The organism is Otoolea muris (assembly GCF_943193115.1).
Lineage (GTDB): Bacteria > Bacillota > Clostridia > Lachnospirales > Lachnospiraceae > Otoolea > Otoolea muris.
This window is the reverse complement of sequence record NZ_CALPCY010000060.1, coordinates 1-21,800: the sequence shown is the minus strand read 5'-3', so window position 1 is coordinate 21,800 and position 21,800 is coordinate 1. Positions and strand designations below refer to the sequence as shown.

At 49.2% G+C, this 21,800-nt stretch carries 21 protein-coding genes, 2 pseudogenes and 1 riboswitch; of the genes and pseudogenes, 6 read left to right on the top strand and 17 right to left on the bottom strand.

The window, feature by feature from the left end; genetic code table 11:
• Positions 1–1,005: 1,005 nt before the first annotated feature.
• Both NFS31_RS22690 and NFS31_RS22685 read left to right on the top strand, forming a co-directional pair.
• Positions 1,006–1,488 (top strand): hypothetical protein, encoded by a 483-nt coding sequence (locus NFS31_RS22690; protein WP_251500340.1) that lies wholly within the window; start codon positions 1,006–1,008, stop codon positions 1,486–1,488.
• A gap of 115 nt (positions 1,489–1,603) precedes the next feature.
• Positions 1,604–1,972, top strand: a complete 369-nt coding sequence (locus tag NFS31_RS22685; RefSeq protein ID WP_251500337.1) for a hypothetical protein — start codon at positions 1,604–1,606, stop codon at positions 1,970–1,972.
• Positions 1,973–2,541: 569 nt separating this feature from the next.
• Here NFS31_RS22685 and proC read toward each other — a convergent pair.
• The 15 genes from proC to NFS31_RS22615 all read right to left on the bottom strand — a co-directional run bounded on the left by proC (position 2,542) and on the right by NFS31_RS22615 (position 17,804).
• On the bottom strand, positions 2,542–3,372 hold the full coding sequence (gene proC / locus NFS31_RS22680; RefSeq protein ID WP_251500333.1) for a pyrroline-5-carboxylate reductase: 831 nt from the start codon (positions 3,370–3,372) through the stop codon (positions 2,542–2,544).
• An 85-nt stretch (positions 3,373–3,457) separates the two neighbouring features.
• Positions 3,458–4,075: a GntR family transcriptional regulator gene (locus tag NFS31_RS22675; protein ID WP_251500330.1), complete on the bottom strand. Its 618-nt coding sequence runs from the start codon at positions 4,073–4,075 to the stop codon at positions 3,458–3,460.
• Between the two features lie 161 nt (positions 4,076–4,236).
• Positions 4,237–5,166: a Cgl0159 family (beta/alpha)8-fold protein gene (locus NFS31_RS22670; protein WP_251500327.1), complete on the bottom strand. Its 930-nt coding sequence runs from the start codon at positions 5,164–5,166 to the stop codon at positions 4,237–4,239.
• 339 nt (positions 5,167–5,505) lie between these two features.
• The gene (locus NFS31_RS22665) at positions 5,506–6,555 is read right to left on the bottom strand and encodes a TRAP transporter substrate-binding protein (protein WP_251500324.1); all 1,050 of its coding nucleotides are present in this window, start codon (positions 6,553–6,555) and stop codon (positions 5,506–5,508) included.
• Between the two features lie 52 nt (positions 6,556–6,607).
• Positions 6,608–7,888, bottom strand: coding sequence for a TRAP transporter large permease (locus NFS31_RS22660; RefSeq protein WP_251500320.1), 1,281 nt, complete (start codon positions 7,886–7,888; stop codon positions 6,608–6,610).
• A gap of 19 nt (positions 7,889–7,907) precedes the next feature.
• Positions 7,908–8,408 (bottom strand): TRAP transporter small permease, encoded by a 501-nt coding sequence (locus NFS31_RS22655; RefSeq protein ID WP_251500317.1) that lies wholly within the window; start codon positions 8,406–8,408, stop codon positions 7,908–7,910.
• A 104-nt stretch (positions 8,409–8,512) separates the two neighbouring features.
• Entirely contained in the window at positions 8,513–9,229 is a 717-nt protein-coding gene (locus NFS31_RS22650; protein WP_251500313.1) for a hypothetical protein, read from the bottom strand.
• Positions 9,230–9,481: 252 nt separating this feature from the next.
• The gene (locus NFS31_RS22645; protein WP_251500309.1) at positions 9,482–10,561 is read right to left on the bottom strand and encodes a Gfo/Idh/MocA family protein; all 1,080 of its coding nucleotides are present in this window, start codon (positions 10,559–10,561) and stop codon (positions 9,482–9,484) included.
• A gap of 151 nt (positions 10,562–10,712) precedes the next feature.
• On the bottom strand, positions 10,713–11,081 hold the full coding sequence (locus NFS31_RS28410) for a DUF6783 domain-containing protein (RefSeq protein ID WP_416389497.1): 369 nt from the start codon (positions 11,079–11,081) through the stop codon (positions 10,713–10,715).
• A gap of 55 nt (positions 11,082–11,136) precedes the next feature.
• Positions 11,137–12,069 (bottom strand): glycyl-radical enzyme activating protein, encoded by a 933-nt coding sequence (locus NFS31_RS22640; protein ID WP_251500305.1) that lies wholly within the window; start codon positions 12,067–12,069, stop codon positions 11,137–11,139.
• A gap of 19 nt (positions 12,070–12,088) precedes the next feature.
• Positions 12,089–12,625 carry a prolyl-tRNA synthetase associated domain-containing protein gene (locus tag NFS31_RS22635; RefSeq protein WP_251500303.1) on the bottom strand — a complete coding sequence of 179 codons (537 nt, stop codon included), beginning with the start codon at positions 12,623–12,625 and terminating at the stop codon, positions 12,089–12,091.
• A 145-nt stretch (positions 12,626–12,770) separates the two neighbouring features.
• Positions 12,771–15,155, bottom strand: a complete 2,385-nt coding sequence (locus NFS31_RS22630; protein ID WP_251500300.1) for a glycyl radical protein — start codon at positions 15,153–15,155, stop codon at positions 12,771–12,773.
• A gap of 331 nt (positions 15,156–15,486) precedes the next feature.
• Complete coding sequence (locus NFS31_RS22625; protein ID WP_251500297.1) at positions 15,487–16,317, bottom strand: histidinol-phosphatase; 831 nt, start codon at positions 16,315–16,317, stop codon at positions 15,487–15,489.
• A 4-nt stretch (positions 16,318–16,321) separates the two neighbouring features.
• The gene (locus NFS31_RS22620) at positions 16,322–17,116 is read right to left on the bottom strand and encodes a creatininase family protein (protein ID WP_251500295.1); all 795 of its coding nucleotides are present in this window, start codon (positions 17,114–17,116) and stop codon (positions 16,322–16,324) included.
• Positions 17,117–17,195: 79 nt separating this feature from the next.
• On the bottom strand, positions 17,196–17,804 hold the full coding sequence (locus NFS31_RS22615) for an ECF transporter S component (protein WP_251500291.1): 609 nt from the start codon (positions 17,802–17,804) through the stop codon (positions 17,196–17,198).
• Positions 17,805–17,977: 173 nt separating this feature from the next.
• A riboswitch (FMN riboswitch) is annotated at positions 17,978–18,096 on the bottom strand.
• Between the two features lie 179 nt (positions 18,097–18,275).
• Here NFS31_RS22615 and NFS31_RS22610 point away from each other — a divergent pair.
• Positions 18,276–18,803, top strand: coding sequence for a DUF3990 domain-containing protein (locus tag NFS31_RS22610; RefSeq protein WP_275563922.1), 528 nt, complete (start codon positions 18,276–18,278; stop codon positions 18,801–18,803).
• Positions 18,804–19,753: 950 nt separating this feature from the next.
• On the top strand, positions 19,754–20,359 hold the full coding sequence (locus tag NFS31_RS22600; RefSeq protein ID WP_251500284.1) for a DUF1349 domain-containing protein: 606 nt from the start codon (positions 19,754–19,756) through the stop codon (positions 20,357–20,359).
• Between the two features lie 127 nt (positions 20,360–20,486).
• On the opposite strand, the pseudogene NFS31_RS28055 reads toward NFS31_RS22600, so the two are convergent.
• Positions 20,487–20,674, bottom strand: a pseudogene (locus NFS31_RS28055) (winged helix-turn-helix transcriptional regulator); the annotation flags it as partial.
• A 141-nt stretch (positions 20,675–20,815) separates the two neighbouring features.
• Here NFS31_RS28055 and tnpA point away from each other — a divergent pair.
• Both tnpA and tnpB read left to right on the top strand, forming a co-directional pair.
• The gene (tnpA, locus tag NFS31_RS22590; protein WP_251500281.1) at positions 20,816–21,187 is read left to right on the top strand and encodes an IS66 family insertion sequence element accessory protein TnpA; all 372 of its coding nucleotides are present in this window, start codon (positions 20,816–20,818) and stop codon (positions 21,185–21,187) included.
• Positions 21,177–21,359, top strand: a complete 183-nt coding sequence (gene tnpB, locus NFS31_RS22585) for a transposase (RefSeq protein WP_251500279.1) — start codon at positions 21,177–21,179, stop codon at positions 21,357–21,359. Before tnpA ends, tnpB begins: the two co-directional genes overlap by 11 nt.
• A 108-nt stretch (positions 21,360–21,467) precedes the next feature.
• Here tnpB and NFS31_RS22580 read toward each other — a convergent pair.
• Positions 21,468–21,692: pseudogene (locus tag NFS31_RS22580) on the bottom strand (tyrosine-type recombinase/integrase); the annotation flags it as partial.
• Positions 21,693–21,800 lie beyond the last annotated feature (108 nt).

Here is a 21,800-nt window from a genome sequence, read left to right as displayed (position 1 = left end):
TTTCTGCCTATCGAAGTGGCAAACTCAGGTCATAACACATGTTTTTTTCAGAGGTATTTGAAAATTCAGGATTATATGAATGACAACAGAAACCATTTTGAGGTTATCTTAGCTTTAAACTCTTCAAACAAATCGTCTTTAGTTTCTGCGTATTCATCTTCGATTAAGTCAAACTCCTGTAGGTACGCATTGTTGATGCGGTCAATAGCTGTCTGGATTCAGTCAAATTCTTTTTGTTAAGCACTGTAATATACACTACTTTTATATGCATAAACATATGTTCTGTCTGTTTAAATGAAGAATAATATGGTAAACTAACATTGTGTTTTAAAAATGAATCATTAAGACCATGATACAAGGGGAGACTATAATGGGATCAGGACGAAAGCTTGTTTGTTTGATATTAGTGCTTGGAATCAATTTCTGTCAGAATTTTATGGTTGGTGACAGTAATATTGGTTTTATCTCGAAAGCGTATCCAATGAAGAACGGATACCTCTGGCGGGCAGCGTGATAACAAAAATAAGAGTGTATTGGGAAATAGCATTTTCATTATTATGGGAACCCTCCTCATGTACATATAGACAGTGTTTGTTTATATTCTGGCGGAAATACAAATAGTGGCGCGATATATAATAACAATTCAACGTCAAATAATGTATCATACATAAAAACGCAACAGACGATTCAAGAAGAGTCTGTTTTTTGGGAAAACGGGCCTTTATGATATTAACGGCAAATTATTTTACTTTGAATCCGATGGAGAATGGGATGTCAATTACTATGAAGAATATTATTATGAGGAATAATTTTAGATAATTCAGGCCTTATGGTGTTTTCCTGGAAAAAGACAGGTATAGTGAATGATGGGTATGATTGTATATTTAAAATAGTGTGTAGTTATTCTGGAAGTATCATACACATGATTTAATATGGTTTATTATCTGTTGACAATAATCTGACAACGGATTTTTAAACAAAAATAAATAAAATACGGAGGAAAAAATGTTAAAGAAGGAAAAAAGTATTGAGACACCACAATTAAGAATTGTTGGAAATGCGATGGCATGGGGAGAATCGGTGATACAACTTTCAAATATTTCAAGCGTTTCAACAGTTCCACTTGAATTAATACCATTTCCGCTAGGGGCAGTTATAACGTGTTTGATAGGAATGGCGTTATGTTCATTTAAGACTGTGGGATGGATTGGCGTTGTTTGTATAATAGCTGGGGGTGTGTATTTAGCATATTGGTATCAAGAAAATGAAACTATAAAAACGCAAAAAAGCTTGATTGTTCTTATGAATTCCGGCAAGGTATTTACTTTTATATTTTATGATAAAAAATTTCTTGACCAGGTATTTAAAGTATTAAGTTCAATTATAGCTGAAAAAAGAAAAGAAGGACAGAATATAAAAATAAATATCAGTAATAGCAATATAAGTGGAGATGCAAAGATACTAAATGATTTATTTATTTCACAATGATAAAAATGTATTACATTAAGGAATTCAATTGCATCACTGATATGATTATATACAGAAATGCTTTCCTAAAATAAGTATTCTATATAATTAAATTTAATTTTGGAGGATAAAATATATGGGGATCAATATTAATATAACCAACAGTGAAATAACTGATCAGGCAAAACTTATGAATAATATGACAATTAATTCAACCAGTAATGTAAATGTAGGAATGAATAATGTAAAGATTGGAAATCAGGCTGAGATTTTAAATAATATGACGCAAGATCAGTTTGATGAATTTATTATACAAATAAAGGAGCAGGTAAATTTACTCAATAAAACAGATGCAGAATATTCTACAATTAAAAATATGCTTTTAGATATACAAAAAAATAATAGTTCAGCTAGAGAAATTGTACGGCATTATCTTCCTGATTTATTTACAGGAACATTAAGTGGTATTGCCTCTAATATTATAAGTAATATAATGATGCGGTGAAATACTTTTATTGATGGATTACAAAAAGCCAGTACAGCATTGCTTAAATTTCGGTGAATAAATCGCTTGATATCGGTGTCATCTGTGCGTCTGCAAAGCGACGGCATAGTGGTGCCTACGTTTAGCTCGCAGCGTGCAGGGGGCGTTGATAGCGAGTGATTTATTCACTAGAATTTAGGCAATGCTGTATTAGCTATGCCAAATATGCGGATAAAAACTCACGGCGAGCCGATAACATAGCCCTTGCCGGCTTCTATATCCAACAGAAACCCGTAGAAAACCGCCGGTGCTTAGCGAGGTCTTTTCGAGCTTAGCATCCGCTGCGCTTTTCTCCGAGCGGAAGCGGGGTTTCTGTTGGATATAGAAGCCGGCAAGGGCGGCTCTCTCACCCCCCCCCAGACTGTCCGAAAACTAACAATTGATGTGACTCTATCCCATTTTCATTACAGTTTTCGGCATTAAAGTGGGAGATGTATTGGCAATTTATGCCTGTTTTCTCATTGTTAGTGGGAGAAAATTTTCCATCCTTTGAGTTTTCGGACAGTCTCCCCCTCCCGCAATAACCCCTTCTACTTCAGCCTCCCAATCTCCTCAAACCTCTTATAAGCGTCCGCCACCGCACTGATCACGCTGCTCCTGAACCCCGCATCCTCCAGCGTCTTCACCCCAATCATCGCCGGCCCGGCCGGAGAGCATACATCGTCCTTTAATCCCTCCAGATGCTTGTCGCTCTGCAGCAAAAGCTGCACGGTCCCCAGGATTCCCTCCAGCGCGTACCGCCTGGCCTGGGGCCTTAAGAGCCCGTTGTACACGCCCCCGTCCGCCAGTGAATTGGCAAACATGGCGATAAATGCCGGCGATGTGGAGGTCAGTACCGTGCCGGCCACGAACTGGGAGGGCGGGAGGCTGTCAAAGCCGCCGGATTCCCTCATGATATAGCGGAATTCGTCCTCCTGCTCCTTTGTATAGCTTTCGCCCTGCTCGATCAGGGTAAAGCCTTTTCCGATCAGGCAGGCCGTATTCGGAAGGATCCGGATCACCGGCGCATTCTTTCCCTCCAGCTCAAGCTCTTTCACATACGTTGAAACCTCCACGCCGGCTACGATGGAGACAATGATCGTTTCCTCCCCTGCCGCCGCGCATGCTTCAAACGCCGGCTTTACCTCCTCCAGCACGCCCTTCAGGAATTGCGGCTTTACGCAGAACACCACATAATGGGCCGCCTTTACCGCTTCTGTATTTGTGGGGACAAACCGGCAGCCCAGCCGGTCTGCGAGCTCCTTTCCTTTTTCCTGCACAAAATCCGTTACCACTACCTCTGAGGGATCAACGCCCTTGCAGGCGGCCGTCGCCAGAGCGGTTCCCATCGTGCCGCTTCCGATAAACGCAATCTTTTTCATGTCCTGACCATCCTTTCAGTATATTTATAATATATTAATTTTCGTTTATAAAGTCCCTTCCGTTTCAGAAGGGCGCGGGCTGTAATTATGAATGGATAAATTTTCTCTTAAACTCCAGCACGTGGTTTTTCTGGACCTGGATCAGATGATCCACATCCCTCTCCTGAATATACCGGCAGATATCCTCGTGCGTACCGATATCCATATCATCTATGGCTGAAAGATTCACCTGGTTTAAAAACAGCAGGCGGATGCTTAAATCCTGATAATTATTCATTTCCTTTTCCAGAAACGGGTTCTTTGTCATAGAGGAAACCGTCCTGTGGAACGCCCGATCCAGAAGAACACGCTTCTGCAGATCCGTCTCCCCGCGCAGAGCCTCGATATCTTTTTTCAGATGCTCCAAATCCCAGTCTGTCCGGTTGAGCGCCGCCAGCTCAGATTCCAGAGGAGCAAGGGCAAAACGCATCTGATAGATGGACTCCACCTCGTAAATCGAAATCTCGTTTACCATAATACATTGGCGCGGGATAATTTTTACAAAGTTTTCCCAGGCCAGACGGTTCAGCGCCTCGCGGATCGGGGTCCTCCCCATCCCAAGCGTTTCCATCAGCCTGGCCTCCACTACGGCCTCGCCCGGTTTAAGCTGGGCCGTTATAATCATCATTTTAATCTTTTCATAAGCTATGTCACTGTCTCGCATTGCTGTTGTCTCCCCCTGATATATTCTACTATTCACTTCTGGAGCAGATCATACTCAGAGGCGAATCATTGTTTCTATTATACCGAAATTTGTATATAAATTCAATCATTCGTTTGTCTGGACGCAGCGATTATTATGGCCGGCGTCCGGACAGCAACGCCTTAAGCCATATGCCATTTACTGGCAATCGCCTCGGCAATGGGCAGCGGATCGGATTCATTATACATAACGTTGCGCCCCAGGAGAATCCCCCTGATATGATCAGCTATCCCGATCTCTTTTGTATATTCCCGGATCACGGCCTCCGGCTCGCTCTCTGCCTCGTCGGGCACGACCAGCACCGGGCATGTCGTTGCGGAGACGGGCACATGGTATTCCCCATTCAGCGGAACCTCAATCCATTTATTGGCCCCGGTACACCCGAGCGCGCCCACGACTCCCACGACCTTACAAAGGCTTTCGGAGTCCGTCTTCATCACAAAGCCCTTGTCCGCAGTCTCCACATAGAGCGCTTCTATAAATACCGGAAGGCCGTACTCTTCGGCCTCATTGATGGTATCCGCGCAGTATTGCAGCGTATATTTGCTTCTCTCATCCATGGGATTGAGGCGGATCATGAATTTCACGCCGTCCATATTCAGCTTTTTTATGCGCTTAACCGTAAAGCACGCCGGCATATCGTCCATTTCCCAGACTGTATTTTTCAGGCCGCCGCGGTTGACGGCGCCGACCAGCATCTTTCCCTTTAAAAATTCCTTTTCTCCCTCTTCTCTCCGGATCCGGTTGATGAGCATCAGATCCTCTATGATATCCGGAGTCGCCTCAATCCCGTCCACGGAATCGCTCGTGAGTATTCTCACCAGACGCGTTAAATACTCTCTGCGGTTGCTTAAACCAATAGGGTTTCCCTTATATTCACTGATCATCCTGGCATTGTGATCCGCGGCGGCGAAGACCAGCCGCTTGTGGGGAAAGCCCGGTCTTACCCTGGACGCCGCCTCTGCCTCGATAAGCCCGGGGTGAAAGGCTTTCATTTCATTCAGCTTCCTGAATACGTTTTCATTTAAAAATTCCTGACCGTTAAATTTCATATGTTTTATCATTCCTTTCCAAGGCACAAACAAATTGTGAAGGTTTTGTCAAATTCTTTCACTCTTCTCCTCAGGCAGTATTTGCGCAGTCCTGCTATTGGATGATTCGCTGCTTTCACAGTAAATACCCAGACAGTCTGAATCGTTTTGGCAGCCCGGCCATAAGACCGGACTGCCGCTTGCTTAGCAGCCCGCAGTTTCAGGGGGAGCGAACCGTTAAGCAGCGCCCCGCAGCCTTCTTTATGTACAGAGATTAGCCATGGCTGCGCGGCTTTGCAATTTGTCCCCGGGCGCAGACAGCAGGCGCTGTTTTCCCGGGAAAGAATTTTCAGACACGCTCTAACGCCCGTAGTTGATGACTGCCTCTATTTTGTCCATACCTCCTACATTGGGGGCAAACTGCTCGTACGCTTTTTGGGAAGCTTCTTTAAACGGTTCGCGATCCGGATATGTGATATTTACGCCTTTGGCTTTCAGCTCTTCCAGGTAATCATCCTCTGATTTTGAGTAAAGCTCTCTCTCAAGCTGAATCATATCCGCCGCCGCTTCCTCCACGATGGCCTTCTGCTCATCGCTTAATTTATTATAAAACTGCAGATCCATCAGAACCGGATTCACACATTCCAGCCAGCCCACGACAGCCCAGTTGGGGGCTACCTCGTAAAAAGCCTTCAGATAGTAGTTGGTATTCGCTGCCTCCGCTCCGTCCAGAACGCCGGACTCAAGAGAGGTATAGAGCTCATTGTACGCCATGGGCGTCGGGTTTGCGCCAAAGGCCGTGAAGCCGGCCATATTGGCTGTGCTCTCCTGCGTGCGGATCTTTAAGCCCGCCAGATCGTCCATGCTCCCGATCGGTTTTTTCACGGTCATGATATTCCTCGAGCCCATATCAAACCAGCCGAGGAGCTTAAAGCCCTGGGCCTCGCACTGAGGCGCATAACTCATGCCGATATCGTCAAGAACAGCGTATACATGATCCTTGTTTTCAAACAGCATCGGAAGCTCAAAGAGGCTCAGCTCGTCGATAAAGTTGGTCAGAACCGCATTGGCCGGATCCACCATCTCCACGGTGTGAAGCTGAAGTCCCTCAATTACGTCCCGCTCCGAGCCGAGCTGATTGTCGGGATATACCTCCACAACGATGCTCCCGCCCGATTTTTCCTCTACCTCCTCCTTAAAGGCGTTCGCAGCCAGGACTGCCGGCTCTGTAGCCGCCTGCGACAGGGAAAACTTGATTGTAACCGCTCCGGCGGACGGAGCCTTCCCCGGCTGCGCCGCCTGGCCTCCCTGTGTGGGCGCCGCCGCGCCGCCGCCTGACGAACAGGCCGTCATGGAAAAAGCGGTCATTGCCGCAAGCCCCAGGCTGATAAAACGGGATATTTTTTTCATAAAACCATGCCCTCCTTACAGTATTCTAAAATAGTTTACACACACGGTTACTCTATTTCACCAGGTTGGGAAGCCACATATAAAGGCCCGGAAAATAGGTAACGATGATGAGCGCCACCAGCATGGACGCGATGACCGGGAAGCAGAAGGGAACCACCTCCTTGATGGATTTTCCGGTCAGGCCGCATGACACGAACAGGGTTGCTCCGTAAGGCGGCGTCACATAACCGATCGCTAAGTTTACGCATACAATCGTCCCAAAATGCAGCGGGCTGATCCCGAAGCTCGCGGCAACCGGGAACAGAATCGGCATCAGTACAATGATGGCCGTAAAGCTTTCCATGAACATACCGATGATAAATAAAATGATATTTAAGAAAATCAGGAACAGGAACCGGCTGTGGATATAGGTGTTCATAAACGTCACCAGAAGCTGCGGAATCTGCCTGGCGGTTATAAACCACGAGAAGATATAGGCCGCGGCTGTGATGATGATGATCATGCTCGCGCTTTCCGCCGACTTTAACAAAAGCCGCGGCAGATCTTTGACCGTGATTTCCTTATATACAAACAGGGCCACGATTAGGCCGTACAGCACCGCGATCCCCGCGCCCTCTGTCGCGGTGAATACGCCGCCCACAATGCCGAAAATGATGATAAACGGGAGCCCGATGCCCGGCAGGGCGATCCAGGTCTTTTTCATGGCCGTCTTAAAATCAAACGGAGCCGTGGACACATAGGCGGAGCCTCTGCGGGAGGCGTGGATATAGGAATAGACCATCAGGGATACTCCCACCAGAATTCCGGGAATTATGCCGCACATAAAGAGCTGTCCGACAGAGGTATTGGTGGAATAGCCGATCAGAACCATCAGGATACTGGGCGGAATGATTGGCCCGATAGCGCCCGCCCCGGCCTGCAGGACGGATGCGAACCGCATGTCGTATCCCTTTTCCCTCATGGCCGGCATCAGAATCGCGCCCACAGCCGCCGTGTCCGCCGTGGAGGATCCGGAGATTCCGGCAAATACCATGGAGGCCAGCACGCATACCATGGCCAGGCTTCCTTTGAGCCAGCCCACCCAGGCTTCCGCAAATTCGACGATCTTCTGGGACAGCCCGCCCTCGTCCATCAGGTTTCCGGCAAACATAAACAGCGGGATCGCCATGATAGGCCAACTGTCAAGCCCTGTAAACATGCGCTGCGGAACCAGGACCAGCGGAAAATTTCCGTCCAGGATAATGGAAATCGTGGTCCCAAGCCCCAGGCCAACCGCGATGGGCGTTCCGATCAGAAAGAAAAACAGAATCCCTAAAAACAATGTCGCAATCATCCCTGGTATAACCCCCTTTCTAAGCTTTTGCCTCTGCCTCAGGCTGCGCCGCCCCGCGAAAACCGCCCTTTAAAAAGCCGATAAAGCGGATAACGGTTTCCATCAGAATCAGCGCGCCGCCCACCGGAAGAGACGCATATACATAGGACATCGGCATATTCAGAGCCGGCGAGGTCTGTCTCCCCGCATTAATCGTCAGAAAAATACCCTGGTAACATACAATTGAAAAAAATACGATTATAGATACAAAAACGATAAAATCCGTCGCTTTTTTTATGCGTTCCGGAAGCGATGCTGTCACGAGATCAATGGCCAGATGGCCGCCCTTTCGCATCATCACTGCAGAGCCCAGCATCACCATCCAGATCTGCATGTATCTGGCGAGCTCCTCTGACCAGGTAAGCGGCGCTCCCAGCGCATACCTGCAGACCACCTGGGCAACCACAAAGGTTGACAGCAGGGCAAGTACGATGATAACCGCCGCTTCATTGATTTTCCTGATAATATTAATTACTGTCATTCCCTCTCCACTCCTCTTTGATAAAGGCTGATCAAGCCTTTCTGCCTGTCTCGCCTGATCAGCCTCTTTGCTTCTCTTACACCCCTGCCGCGTTTTTGGAAATTTTAAATTTTCCTCTCCAGACCCGTTCTCTCATAGTAGGAATCCGGAATATCCTTCGGATCCTTGTACATCACCATCACGCACTTCCCGTCGCTGCCGATAGCCGGAACGTCCATGATAAATAATGGCCATCCAAACCACTTATACCATCCAAACTCCCACATCGTAGTGCAGTTTAAGCAGTAGCACTGGAAGCCTTCCTTGCCGTAGCAGCGCGGCTCCGCCTTGTCGAGCGTCTGAACCGTATCGGTGCATTCTGTCACCAGCCATCCGCCGCTGTTGCATCTCTGCAGCGTGAAGGTGATCTTCTCCTCATCCTCTTCCCAAATCTGATCCGCGTTGTCGTGGAGGGCTGACCAGAGAACAGCGCGGTTTTCTAAGAAATCTTCCATCGGGAAGTCTTTGTATGTAGCTTCTCCTGCTTTAAATTTCGCCATCCAGTCCTGCAGGCAGGGCGGGTAGCACCAGAGCGCGTAATCCTCCATACATTCAAAGATCGCCTCGTCCGGCGCCCATTTCTTAAAGTTTCTCAATGTCTGGTTTACCCAGCGCACCGCAAAATGATGGAAGCCCGTCTTTTTCTCCACATTGAGCTTATGCAGCTCCAATGCCCTGTCCATGTCGCCTGCCTTGATAGCGGCCTCGAGTTTATCAATATTTCTTACGGCATAATCGTTTCTGACTTTGTTAAGAACCTCTGTGTACATCTTCTTTTCCATATCTTCTCCTTTCCAGCAACTGTTCAGACAAGCTGAACTGTTACGGCATCTGCCCATGAAAATCTCTTCGCGATGAGGCAGATGCCTGCTGCCGCTGCGTTTTCGTACGGTCAGCGCAGCAGGTGCGCAGACCTGTCTGAACTGTTACCCTTTCTAACCGTTCAGACAGCCTGAACGGCTGCCCTTTCCGTCCGTATGCGGCAGTTCAAACAAGGCTTTTCCCGCCCGCCGCCCGTACTGTCAATATCCGTATTACCACTCCGTCTTCTTCCCGTACTTCTCATCTTCCGCGATCGGGAAGGTCACCTCCCTGCCCAGATCACCGGACTGATAAATGGCGCGGATGAATTCCAGCGTCCTCTTTCCTTCCGCGCCGTCCACCATCGGCTCGCGGTTTTCTTTAATGGCATGGATAAAATCTGTGAGCTGCCTTCTGTGGTTCTCGGTCGCCACATAGCCGGCTCCTGTCGCCGTGTCTCCGGAATCCGCCTTCACCTTGGTCAGGTAGTCGTCCTCGTTCATGCCTTCTACCTTCCACTCCACAATCTCTTCCTCCACGATCTTGATGGTGCCCTTCTCACCGTGGATCTCAATATGCCTCGGATAACCGGGACGGACCGCCGTGCTGCTGATAAGGCTTCCGAGCGCGCCGTTCTTAAACTTAAATACCGCGTTCGCCACATCGTCCACCTCGATATCAGGATGCAGGGTTGTCATATAATTGCCGGTCAGCCGCTCCACGTCTCCTACGAGGTACAGCATCAGGTCAATGAAATGAACGGTCTGGCTGATAAGGGAACCGCCGCCCTCGCCCTTCCAGGTTCCGCGCCATGCGCCGGATGCGTAATACTCATCGCTGCGGAAACACTTGCCGGAGCAGTCCACGGACAGAAGCTTTCCCAAACGGCCCTCGTCCAGCGCTTTCTTAATCATCTGCGCCTGATCCATGAAACGGTACATGAAAATCACGCCGAACTTTACGCCCGCCTCCTTACAGGCCGCAATCATCCGATCCGCCGCATTGCAGTCCACGGCAATCGGCTTCTCGCACATCACGTGCTTGCCGGCCTTCGCACAGTCCACAACCATCTGCTCGTGTAAGAACGGAGGCGTCACCACACAGACTGCGTCAATATCGTCGCGGGCAATCATGTCTTTATAATTTGTGTAATAGGACGGGATATTATACTCTCTGGCAAATGATTCGGCCACGTCCTCCTTTACATCGCAAAACGCTACGACCTCTGCCTCCGGAATGTCGCGGAGCGCCCCTGCGTTTAACGGGCCTGCCATACCGCCGCCGATAATGCCAAATCTGATTTTCTCGCTCATCTTTTCTATTCCTTTCTGCTGCGCTGTCATCGTTTATCGGGATCTGGATTTCTCGTTCCCGCCGGTCTGGCGCCTGACCGGTGCGGGATAAATATATCTTAGATATCTTGTTGATATATTACCACATTATTTTGAATTATACAATATCTTTTCAAAAATTTATTTTCCAACTTTTGTATTTACAAAATCTTAATAACTTTAGAACAAAAAGCCTAGAGCGTGTTTGAAAAATGCTTTCTGTCAGATGTGCGTTCCACTTTGTGGGAGATTTGGGCCAAATGAACGCGGCGCAGCGGGCTGCGTTAAGTGAATTTGGCCCAAATATACCGCGAAGTGGCGCGTGCAGATGCCAGGAATGAATTTTCAAACACGCTCTAGATATGGAAACCTGACAGCGAATGACTGCTTCCCTTCCCCGCTGTGCGGGCCTGCGCAATCGGGCAGGGAAGAGCCATCTTTCCCTGCCCGTGCGCGGTGCATGCTGCAAAGCTGCTAATTTCCTTAACGCTCCCCTGCGCATAAAAAAGAACCCCGCCAAAAGCAGGATTCCTTCTTTGAATCAGATATATAATCATTCATCCGCCCACGCGCACTCTCACACGCCCGGACACGCGGTTCATCTCCTTCTCAAGCTCCCTCATCTCCTCCGGAGACGGGCTCACGGTTCCTTCCAGCCGGTAATCCAGCTTTAAATTGCGGTACGTCTCCATCCCCAGGCGGTGGTACGGCAGGAGCTCGATCTCCTCCACCCGTCTCAGCGGATCACAGAATTCCACAGTCCGCCTTAAATTTTCCAGATCATCATTCACCCCCGGTATCACCGGAATCCGGACATGGATGGAAAGCGGATAAGGGGCTTCGTCGATCCGTTTTATATTCTCCAGGATCAGCCGGTTATCCACGCCTGTGGCCGCGCGGTGGCGCTCCCCGTCCATCAGCTTCAGATCCGCAAACAGAAAATCCAGATGAGGCAGCACAGCCTCCACCTGCTCCCAGCCCGCAAACAAGCTTGTCTCCATCGCGGTATGAATGCCGCTGGCGCGGCACTCCCTCATGGCCTCTGCCACAAAACCGGCCTGTTTAAGCGGTTCCCCGCCGCTGAAGGTCACGCCGCCGCCGGAGTGAAAGAAAAAGATTTCATCCTTTGCAATCTCCTTTACCAGCGTATCCGCATCCATATCCATTCCGTATCGCTGCCAGGCATGGTTCGGGCATGTTTTTTCACACGCAAAGCAGAGGAGGCACTGTTTTACATCGCGCACAGGGACGCCGTCCTCTATGCGGAGCGCCCCGGCCGGGCAGGCGGCGGCGCATCTGCCGCAGCCCGTACACTGTCCGGCCCTAAAGCCGATCTCATACCCGCTGTGCTGCGATTCCGGCGTGGAACACCACAGGCAGCTTAAGGGGCAGCCCTTTAAAAATACAACGCTCCGGAGCCCGTCCCCGTCGTGCATGGACGAGCGCTCAATCCGGAGCACACGGCCTGTCTGATTCCGTTTCTTTTCCATAATTCCCCCCTCTCCCTGCCTACAGCGGGACAATCATGGCCCTGTGCGACACATGGGGAAGAAATACGGAAAGGAGCTGTTCCGTTTTCACGCGGATATGCGCCGTATTGGCCCCCGGATTGCAGGCAAACCATTCGGCCTCTGCCACTTCTTTATCAATCACCACCTGAACCGCCCGATCCGGATCATTGAGCACGCCCATAATGGTCGCGCTTCCGGGCGATACTCCCAGCTTTGCCTGCATGCTTTTCCCGGAGGCAAAGGATACTCTGGGCGCCCCGGTCCTCTCACAGAAGGTTTTGGTATCAAAATGCTTACCGGCCGGAAGGACGCACAGATAGAACAGCGTTTTCTTCCGGTTGCACAGCACAATCGTTTTTCGGATCTCAGCGCCCAGCCGTTCGCCTATCTCCCCGCACTCTTCCATTGCCTCCACGGGATCATTATCCACGCGCTGAAAAGGGATATTCAGCTTGTGAAGCGTTTCATAGACTTTCGTCTCCAGCGCCCCTCCTGCATCCGCAGGGGCCTGATCGGTTATTTCACTGATATACATTGTCCTCACTCCTTTTTTCAGCATATGTACTCCCGGAATCTCGCCGCGCCTGATTTTGTGAGATGACTTTTTTTCAGATGCGCACAAATTTATGAGGCGTACGCGGGGCGTACATTGATTAATATTGGGTGCGCCTGGCGGAAAATCAGCCGCAGCTACAGCCATAAAGCGCCTTCTGCTCCGTCCTTCCGATAATCTCATCCTGGACATCCCGCCCCAGCTCTGTAAAATACGCCGTGTAGCCGGCCACTCGCACCAGAAGCCCTCTGTAATCGTCCGGCGTCTTCTGCGCCTCAAGAAGCGTCTCGCGGTTGATCACATTAAACTGCACGTGGAACACGCCAAGGCTGCACATGCTTTTTAACAGCGCCATCATCTGCGTGATTCCATTCTCACTGTTTAACATCTCAGGCTCTACCTTCATATTTAAAAGGGTTCCCTGCACAAACCGGTCATGCGGCAGGCGGGAAACGGATTTCAGCACCGCGCCCGGCCCGTTGACGTCCGTGCCGCCATTGGGGCTGACGCCGTCCGCAAGCGGCCTCCAGGCGTTTCTTCCATAGGGAAGCGCGCCCACCTCCAGGCCGAACGGCGTATTGCCGGATACCGGAAGGATTCCGGGCGTCATGGTTCCGAATTTACTCCTGTAGCCCTCAATCTCATCCGCGATGAACGTAAACATCTCGCCCGCGATCGCGTCAACCGTCTCGTCATCATTTCCGTACTTCGGCGCGTCCTGACAGAGCTTCTGCACCTCCTCAAAGCCTGCAAAATCAGCGTCCAGGGCCTTTACCAGCGTTTCCATGGGAACCTCTCCCGTGTCATAAACCAGCTTCTTTACGGCCGCCATGCTGTTGATCAGATCCGCTGCGCCGATCAGGATAATGCCGTTTCCGGAATTATATTTCGCCCCGCCCCAGGCATAATCCTTACACTTTTCAATGCACTCGCGGAAGGAAAGGGAGAGCGCGGGCACGATGCGATCCATGCACACATCGTCAATCACATGGCTCCCTTTCACCACGGCGCGGACTGCATAGCGGATCTGGGCTTTTACCGCCTCCTTAAACTCCTCATACGTTTTAAAGGATGCGGGATCCCCGGTTTCCGCTGACACCTTCCCGCCGCTCTTGCGGTTTACGCCGTTCGTCATGGCAAATTCGATCATGCCTCCCAGATTGATATCCGCCAGCGCGGTGTAATGACGCAGCCTGCCCTCAAGGTTCGTCTCCACACAGCCGCAGGGGTTCCAGTCAAAGGCTTCCCGAAGCGGGATCCCCTTGTTCATCACCATACGGATGCCGACATCGTCATTGTGAAAGGCCGGAAAGCCGGTTCCCAGGCGGATCAGCTCCACCACCTTGCGCAGGAAGCGGTTCGGGTTTTTCGCCAGGCTGTAGCGCACGGACAGGGACGGCTGATACAGCCTCACATCCATGGTCGCCTGCAGGATCAGATACGATAAATCATTTACCGCGTCCTGTCCGGTTGTCGTCACGCCGCCCACGCAGACATTCTGGAACATGGGATAGCCGGCCGCAAATTCCGCGGTCACCGCGTCCTGGAACAGGCAGGGCTCCGAAAATTTGATCCACAGGCAGTCCAAAAGCTCCTGAGCCTTTTCCTCTGTCAGGATGCCTTTCTCCAAATCGGCTTTAAAATACGGGTAGAGATACTGATCCATGCGCCCCGGATTGTAGCTGGCCGCATTCTGCTCCATAAAAATACTGATCTGGTAGAGATAGAGGGACTGTAACGCTTCCTGAAATGTTCTCGCCGGATATCTCGGCACATGGCGGCACGCGGACGCGATCGAAAGAAGCTCCGCGCGCCTTCCCCCGTCCTTCTCCTGCCCGGCCAGGCGCTCCGCCTCATCCGCATAGCGCTCTGCAAGGCCGCAGATGCCTTCCGCACAGATCAGCATGGCCCTCAGATAATTCATCTTTTCAATATCGCCCGGAACCGTCTCGTCAAGCCTTTCCATCCGCCCGCGGATCGTACTGCAGATCGACTCAATGCCTTCCTCAATGATCTGGCGGTAGCCCGCCGTCGTCTCTCCCCAGCCGCGCACGGCCTTGCGGTTAATATACACCTGGCCCGCGTCGCGGAGCTTCCTGCAGTCCTCCGGGATCTGCTTAAGCCATGCCTCATACGTGGAACGCCCCTCCCAGTATGGCTTAATCACATTTAAAAACATCTCCCGGTCTTCCGGGCGCAGGTAAAACGGATCATATTTCCTTGTGCTAATGGTATCCAGCTCTTCATCCAGAATCGACCAGCATGTATCGGCGCAGAGGATCCCGCCGCGCATCTTGCTGCCCGGGCAGCCCACGATCAGCTCCTTTTCCCAGATCTTAACCGTTTTTTCACGGCACTGTTTCCTGAATGCCTTTGCCTTGCGGATGCATAAGGGTTCTCCTCCCGTCTCCTTAAAACTCTCTGTCAGGATCCGCGCATTCTCCAGATCCATCTCCGGCATGGTGTGAACCACCCGTTTTTTCATATATTCGATCCGATCCATATAGCTCATATAACATTTTCCTCCTTATCTCCTGCAAGCAGCCGCTGAAACAGTTCATGGCCGCACATAACGCGCCCGCCTGAAAACGGCCGGGACGGCTTAAACGGTGGTCCTGACTGGTAACCGTTCGGACGAAAAACATCTTCCCGCCCATCTGAACGGCTGCCTTCATTGTAAACAGACAAAGGGAAAAAAGCTATAAATAGATTGACTGAAAATATAAAAATCCTGACATTTTTACAGTCAGGATTGTAGATTATACGATTCCAAAATATTACTTTCTAATGATTTTTCCCGCATATAGCGCGAAACGGGGCGCGCGTACGGCAGGGATGATTTTTCAGGCGCGCCCCAGATCCAGAATATTCAGCTCCCGGAAGCTTCCTCCCGGGGTCAGAACCAGTATCTGCCTAAAGCCGCTCTCCCACGCGGCCTGAAGCGCCTTATCAAAGCCATATCCGATCGTTTCCCTGCTGTGGCTGTCCGAATTAATCAGAATCCGCCCTCCCATGAGGTTTAACTCCCTCAGAAGAATGCCCGACGGATACGGTTCGTCCCGGTATCCTCTGGAAATGGCCCCTGTATTGATCTCAAACGGAAGTCCCTCCCTGTTCAGGCGCTTCATCGCCGCGAGAGCCGGCTCCAGAAAATCATCGCTGTTTTCGTCAAAATACCGGCCTCCCCTGTTGAACTTTGTCAGCAGATCAAAATGCCCTATCCAGTCGCAGCCGGTCTTTTCAAAAACCCGGGCCTCTGTCTCAAAATAGTCCCTCACAAACGCATACCAGTCCCCGCCCCAGAGACGCATAACCGCTTCCGAAAGCCGTTCCTCCGTATCGTCCACACACACATATTCTCCGTTTTTTAAGACACAGTGCGTGGAACCAATCGCATAGTCCGCCTCCTGCCTGGGCCCCAGGCAGTCCAGCTCGACCCCGATATAGAGGTTCATCCGCCCTGCATACGCTTCGCGCAGGCGGTACAGCTCGCGTTTATACTCCTCAAACGCGCTGTCCCCCATCCCAAAGCCGGGATCGCAGAACGAGAAGTCCGCATGGCCTGATATGCCAAAATCCGTAAAACCCTTCTGATAAGCGGCCTCTGCCATCTCTTTGGGCGTATTCCTTCCGTCGCAAAACGTTGTATGCGTATGAAAATCTGCCCGCAGCATCACTCTACCCCTTCCACTTCCTGATCTCTTTAAGCCCCGGAATCAACACCTTTGCGCTTGTCTCCAGGATAATCCTGCCCTTTGAAGCTGCGGCCCCGGCAGGATCCCCGCCGATCCCGATCGGCTTCCCGTCTTTTGTCCTCCAGTCCTCGGAAACCCAGCCTATCGACACATTTCCATACGGCTTCAGCGCTTCATTGTGTTCAAATGCCGCGGGAATGCCGGCTTCTGAAAGCTCCAGCTTTACCAGGCTCTCATCTACTGCCATGACCATGGATGTCTCCATCTCCCCGCCATGGAAATCCCAGATATTCCCCTCTGACACCGTCGCCAGCACATCCGGATGCCCGAACGCTCCTGCTGACAGGATAAAGGGTGAAATGCCAAGCTCACTGCGCAGCTCGCGGCTCAGTACCTGGACAATCGGCGCATTGCCGCCGTGGCACACCAGAAACGCCAGTTTCTTAAAGCCGTGATGCGCCAGGCTCACGCTGATATCATACAGCATGTGATAATAGGTGTCCGGCCGGAACGTAACCGAACCGCAGAAATTCTTATGCTCTGTGCTCAGCCCCACCGGAATCACCGGAAACACAAGCATCGGGAAATCCGTCTCCCCTTCCGCCTCCAGCGCCTTCTCTATCTCCTTAACCATCGCCTCTGCGATGATATCATCCGTTCCCAGAGGCGCCTGGTTTCCATGCTGCTCCAGCGCGCCAAGCGGAATCAGTACAATCGTCTCCTCCTTATCCACCCGCTCCATCTCCCAGCGGGTCAGATCGCGGTAATTGCGAATCATAGTCTGCCTCCTCCTCATGCAGCCGTCACGATAACCGGGAACCGTTCCTCCTTGCAAAACCTGTTCTTCCTGACGCGCCCTACACGGTCTTTGCCACAATTCTGGCAGCCAGCAGACGGGTGTAAAGCAGATGTCCGATCGTGTAATTTATTCCAATCTTAATAATATTAAACGGTACCGTTGCCAGTATAATAAATCCGGTCAAATCATGGATCGCCGGGTTTACGGCCCCGACCATGCGGACCACTTCGTCCAGCGGCACTCCCATAGCCGCGGCATACAGCGGAAGCGTAATACATGCATTGCAGAAGCACGCAAACGCCGTCCGGATCACAACGCTGCACGCTAACGCCTCCACGCCGGCCCGCCTCGTAGCGCCGCGCTTCTGATAGATAAACCACAAAGGAATCACAAACAGGGCCACGCCGATCAGGTTGGAAAGCTCGCCCACATACATCGAATTCGTCCCCACGGAGATCATCTTAATCAAAATCTTAATAATCTCCACGCAGGCTCCCGACACCGGCCCCAGCAAAAATACGGCCACAATCGAGGGAACGTCGCTGAAATCAATCTTGTAAAACGGCGGCATAAGCGGAACCGAAAACTCCAGCGACATCAGCGCCCCGGCCAGCGCCGCAAGCATACCCGTATAAATCAGCTTCTGAACACTCCATTTTGTCTTCATGTTTCTCTCTCCCTTCTGATGCCGGGCAGCGAAAGCATAATTCCCTGCCCGTGTGCATAAAAAATCTCAGGCTTCGGGGGGCCTGAGATTGGACTTCATATGGATCAGACTCCGGGAAAAACCACTGCCGGCCATATAAAAGGCCCTGCGGCTCATCGTCCGTCCTCTGACGCTCGCTTCTTCTCTCATCCAGACTGTACTGTCGGTTCCGGAATCACACCGGATCCACCGCTCTCGCGGTTCGCGGACTTTTACCGCCGGTGGGGAATCACACCCCGCCCCGAAGAAATTATTTAATTGCTGTTATAAAAATAACACAAACGGGCGGGAATGTCAATTCGTAATTTAAGTTTGACAATATGTAAAGATAGCTGTAAACTGATAAGAAAGATACGTATTCCGGAAACAATATCATTTACAGATGGAAGCCCTGGGAATACGAAACTGCCGAATCTTTAATTCAAGGAAAACATAAATGAATGTACATCATATTATCACGGAAGTAATGTCATTGTAGAACAGCCTCAGATCATGATAAACGGCCATTATAAAGACTTCGGATATGTTTTTTACTGTACCGCGCTGGAAAAGCAGGCCAGACGCTGGGCGCTGACAAAACGCGGAGAATCGGTTGTAAATATATACCGCTATACCCAGGCGGACAGCCTGAACATTTGCACGTTTAATCAAATGACAGAAGAATGGCTGCAGCTCGCTGTCAACTGCAGAAGGGGGATTGAGCATCCTTATGATATTGTAGAAGGGCCACTGGCAGATGAGCAGATATGGGATTATGTGGAAGATTTTGTAGACGGCGCTGTCTCCAGGGCTGCATTTTGGGAATTGGTCAAATTTAAATACCCAACGCATCAAATTGTTTTTTGTACTGAACCTGCTCTGCAGACATTACGTTTTGAAGGGAGTATTAAGTTAAGAAAAACCGGTATCTCCCCGATGAGGATATTCAAAGTAATGACTTGTTTTTTATCTGCTATATGATTGAGCGCGTTGCCAGAAGATTACATCAAAAGAATCAGTATGTCGTTAATGCCTAATGCCATGTACCACCTCATTAGTGTTGCAAATGTTCTTCATGCAGAGAATCCTTCTGATGTGGAAGATTCATGGATTAAAGAGTACCATCTCCAGAATGGCAGTTATGACATTGTGGACACTGACAGGGAATTAGTGTCCTGTCCTCCTGCCGCCATTCAGATTGGGAAAGGTCTGTCAAAGGCTGATACGGAATACCACTTTACAAAATGAAGATTATGTGCAGGGAATTTTCAGAATTTATAATCATGATATTTGCAATTCTATTGATAACTATAATCGCAGCGCATACTTTGAGCCGTCCTATGTAATTGCGCGGGCTTATCAGGCTGGAGGATTTTAGGGTATTTTTAAGCATACTCCAAAACGAAAACATCATTTCAACGCGGCAGATGGAAATTTAGACCAGCGAAATGTACGGTTAATCAGTGTGGGGTATACTATTACATCATTGCGCAAAGAGCAGGTGCTGAATTCACTGTTATTTATGCAATGCTGTACTGGTTTACCGGAATTCAGAGCGTTATTCGCATCTTTCTGTCAGACACTCAGACTGACTGTTTTTTACTCGCTTTTCAACTATATATTATCCTCATTTTTCAAAAACCTCTTATGAGTGAGAATTTAGGGATATGTAGTATTGTTGGAAAAGAGGGAATTATACTCTATCCTTAGATGTATTTTCTTAGAATTACAGAGAAGCGTATGGTATAATAAAACTAACAGCAAACCTTCTGCTTCTAAAATAAAACGAAGAATACAATCCATTCAATGGAGAAATGCTATATGACAATAGAAGCAGATTTTTTTGTAAAAATTCTATCAGAAATTGTATTCTTATGGTAAACATCTTATAATTATGGTTATAAATCGCAATACAGATAGGAGAGACAGCAATGTTTGATGTAACAAAATTAAAATGGACAAGAGAACCTGGCGGTTATGATATTAAAGACAATAAAATTGAGATAATTACAAAGCCATACACCGATTTATGGCAAAGGACATATTATCATTTTAGAAATGACAATGCGCCTGTATTACAGATGAAAACATCTGAAAAATATTTTTCATTTATTGTTAAGACAAAATTTGATAGCAAACACCGTTTCGACCAGTGCGGTGTTGTGATTTATCTGGACAGTGACAATTGGCTGAAAGCCTCTGCCGAATACGAGAATGATAATTTTCAGCATTTGGGGAGCGTTGTAACGAATCATGGGTACTCAGACTGGGCAACAACAGCAATTGACGCATCCATCAAGTCTATGTGGTATCGCATAAGCCGAAGGGAAGATGATTTTTGCATTGAGTGTTCTGAAGATGGGATGCACTTTTCGCAGATGAGAATATGTCATATGTGGGATGCCGCCGATTCAATCAGCTTTGGCATATATGCATGTAGTCCTGAAAACTCTTCCTTTAAAGCGATCTTCACGCATATGGATATAACGGAGTGTAAATGGTTAGCTCACAATGGACAGCAGCCAGATAAAGATTAACGGCACGATTTATTATAACACTGTGTTGTGGAAAACCATATAGAAAGCCATAGTTTAATAATAAGGAAAAAAGGGCCATATCGATTGCTAAAATACGATCCAGTTATGGCCCGTTATATATGCAGGGTCATCTTTTGTTTTTATTTCCCCAATCGCACAACTTATCAAGTACCTTAACAAGGGAACGCCCCCGATCACTTTTAAGGAATATTCAACTTTAGAAGGTATCTGAGGGTATGCCCCACGGACAATCAAACCATCGGCTTCTAATTCTTTAAGGTTCTGGCTAAATGTTTTATCAGCCACTTTTTTTAATACTGCTGCATTTCATTGGTAAACGGTAGATAATGCATACCTCGACTGTAAGGGCAAAGTGTGTGACAATAGACTATATTTCTATCATCAGTATTAAAAGTTAAGCCTTAACTTTTGATACCGTTATACGGAGGTAAGTCTATGAACTCAGCAACAACAGCAGCTGTACAATACCGTTTGAAAGAGTGGGCAGAGCAGATCAGGGAATGCCAGAACCGGCCCGCAGGCATGAGTGTCGTTGATTGGTGTGCCAGCCACGGCATTACGAAAGCGAACTACTATTACAGGCTGCGCCGTGTAAGGCAGGTGTGCCTGGAAAACCTTCCGCCGGAGACTCCGGTTCAGCAGATCGTCCCGGTTACCTCCTGCCTCCTGCATCAGGAAACGCAAGACGATACAGATACACGGCCGGGGCTTTCTGTTTCTGTAAACGGTCTTTCCATCCATGTAACAGAATCCACACCCATGCCGCTGCTTGCGGCAGTCCTTAAGGTGGTGCGGGATGCTCAATGACGCCGCCTGCTTTAAAGCCGTATACATTGTCTGCGGCTACACGGATCTGCGCGCCGGCATGGACCGGCTGGCGGCACTCGTGGAAACACAGACCGGGAACAGGCCATATATCCCGGATACACTCTATCTTTTCTGCGGGAGGCGCACAGACCGCATCAAGGGACTTTTGTAATTCCGATATCGGAATTACAAAAGTTATCCCGATGTTTTAGTTATTCCGATGCTATCGAAACTTCATGGTTCCTACTATTGTTTATGCAAATAGCATCGGAATAAGTTTTTACTCTAAACCATATAGTTTCCTGATCATTTCTTCATCAGTCTGCCATGCAGGTTTGGTGCTTATGTTTTCCTCCATAGTCTGACTGGATTTTTCAATGGCCAGCCTTTTCATCTCCGTATCCGCATAGGCATATACCTGAGTGGAAGCCAGTGACGCATGCCCCATAAATTCAGAGAGCAGCTGCAGCGGCATACCATTCCGGTAAAGATGCATCGCCCTGGTATGGCGGAAATGGGGAGCTCCCCATTTTCGCCATTATGGGGAGTGAAGTAAAATGGGGAGTCCTTTAAAAAAATCCCATATTTTCGTATGTTTCTGATAAAATCACTC

What these genes read in the sequence shown, in the direction of transcription:
- NFS31_RS22690 (WP_251500340.1), top strand. Translation starts at nt 1,006, where the DNA reads ATGTTAAAGAAGGAAAAAAGTATTGAGACACCACAATTAAGAATTGTT.
- NFS31_RS22685 (WP_251500337.1), top strand. Translation starts at nt 1,604, where the DNA reads ATGGGGATCAATATTAATATAACCAACAGTGAAATAACTGATCAGGCA.
- proC (WP_251500333.1), bottom strand. Translation starts at nt 3,372, where the DNA reads ATGAAAAAGATTGCGTTTATCGGAAGCGGCACGATGGGAACCGCTCTG.
- NFS31_RS22675 (WP_251500330.1), bottom strand. Translation starts at nt 4,075, where the DNA reads ATGCGAGACAGTGACATAGCTTATGAAAAGATTAAAATGATGATTATA.
- NFS31_RS22670 (WP_251500327.1), bottom strand. Translation starts at nt 5,166, where the DNA reads ATGAAATTTAACGGTCAGGAATTTTTAAATGAAAACGTATTCAGGAAG.
- NFS31_RS22665 (WP_251500324.1), bottom strand. Translation starts at nt 6,555, where the DNA reads ATGAAAAAAATATCCCGTTTTATCAGCCTGGGGCTTGCGGCAATGACC.
- NFS31_RS22660 (WP_251500320.1), bottom strand. Translation starts at nt 7,888, where the DNA reads ATGATTGCGACATTGTTTTTAGGGATTCTGTTTTTCTTTCTGATCGGA.
- NFS31_RS22655 (WP_251500317.1), bottom strand. Translation starts at nt 8,408, where the DNA reads ATGACAGTAATTAATATTATCAGGAAAATCAATGAAGCGGCGGTTATC.
- NFS31_RS22650 (WP_251500313.1), bottom strand. Translation starts at nt 9,229, where the DNA reads ATGGAAAAGAAGATGTACACAGAGGTTCTTAACAAAGTCAGAAACGAT.
- NFS31_RS22645 (WP_251500309.1), bottom strand. Translation starts at nt 10,561, where the DNA reads ATGAGCGAGAAAATCAGATTTGGCATTATCGGCGGCGGTATGGCAGGC.
- NFS31_RS28410 (WP_416389497.1), bottom strand. Translation starts at nt 11,081, where the DNA reads ATGCGCAGGGGAGCGTTAAGGAAATTAGCAGCTTTGCAGCATGCACCG.
- NFS31_RS22640 (WP_251500305.1), bottom strand. Translation starts at nt 12,069, where the DNA reads ATGGAAAAGAAACGGAATCAGACAGGCCGTGTGCTCCGGATTGAGCGC.
- NFS31_RS22635 (WP_251500303.1), bottom strand. Translation starts at nt 12,625, where the DNA reads ATGTATATCAGTGAAATAACCGATCAGGCCCCTGCGGATGCAGGAGGG.
- NFS31_RS22630 (WP_251500300.1), bottom strand. Translation starts at nt 15,155, where the DNA reads ATGAGCTATATGGATCGGATCGAATATATGAAAAAACGGGTGGTTCAC.
- NFS31_RS22625 (WP_251500297.1), bottom strand. Translation starts at nt 16,317, where the DNA reads ATGCTGCGGGCAGATTTTCATACGCATACAACGTTTTGCGACGGAAGG.
- NFS31_RS22620 (WP_251500295.1), bottom strand. Translation starts at nt 17,116, where the DNA reads ATGATTCGCAATTACCGCGATCTGACCCGCTGGGAGATGGAGCGGGTG.
- NFS31_RS22615 (WP_251500291.1), bottom strand. Translation starts at nt 17,804, where the DNA reads ATGAAGACAAAATGGAGTGTTCAGAAGCTGATTTATACGGGTATGCTT.
- NFS31_RS22600 (WP_251500284.1), top strand. Translation starts at nt 19,754, where the DNA reads ATGTTTGATGTAACAAAATTAAAATGGACAAGAGAACCTGGCGGTTAT.
- tnpA (WP_251500281.1), top strand. Translation starts at nt 20,816, where the DNA reads ATGAACTCAGCAACAACAGCAGCTGTACAATACCGTTTGAAAGAGTGG.
- tnpB (WP_251500279.1), top strand. Translation starts at nt 21,177, where the DNA reads ATGCTCAATGACGCCGCCTGCTTTAAAGCCGTATACATTGTCTGCGGC.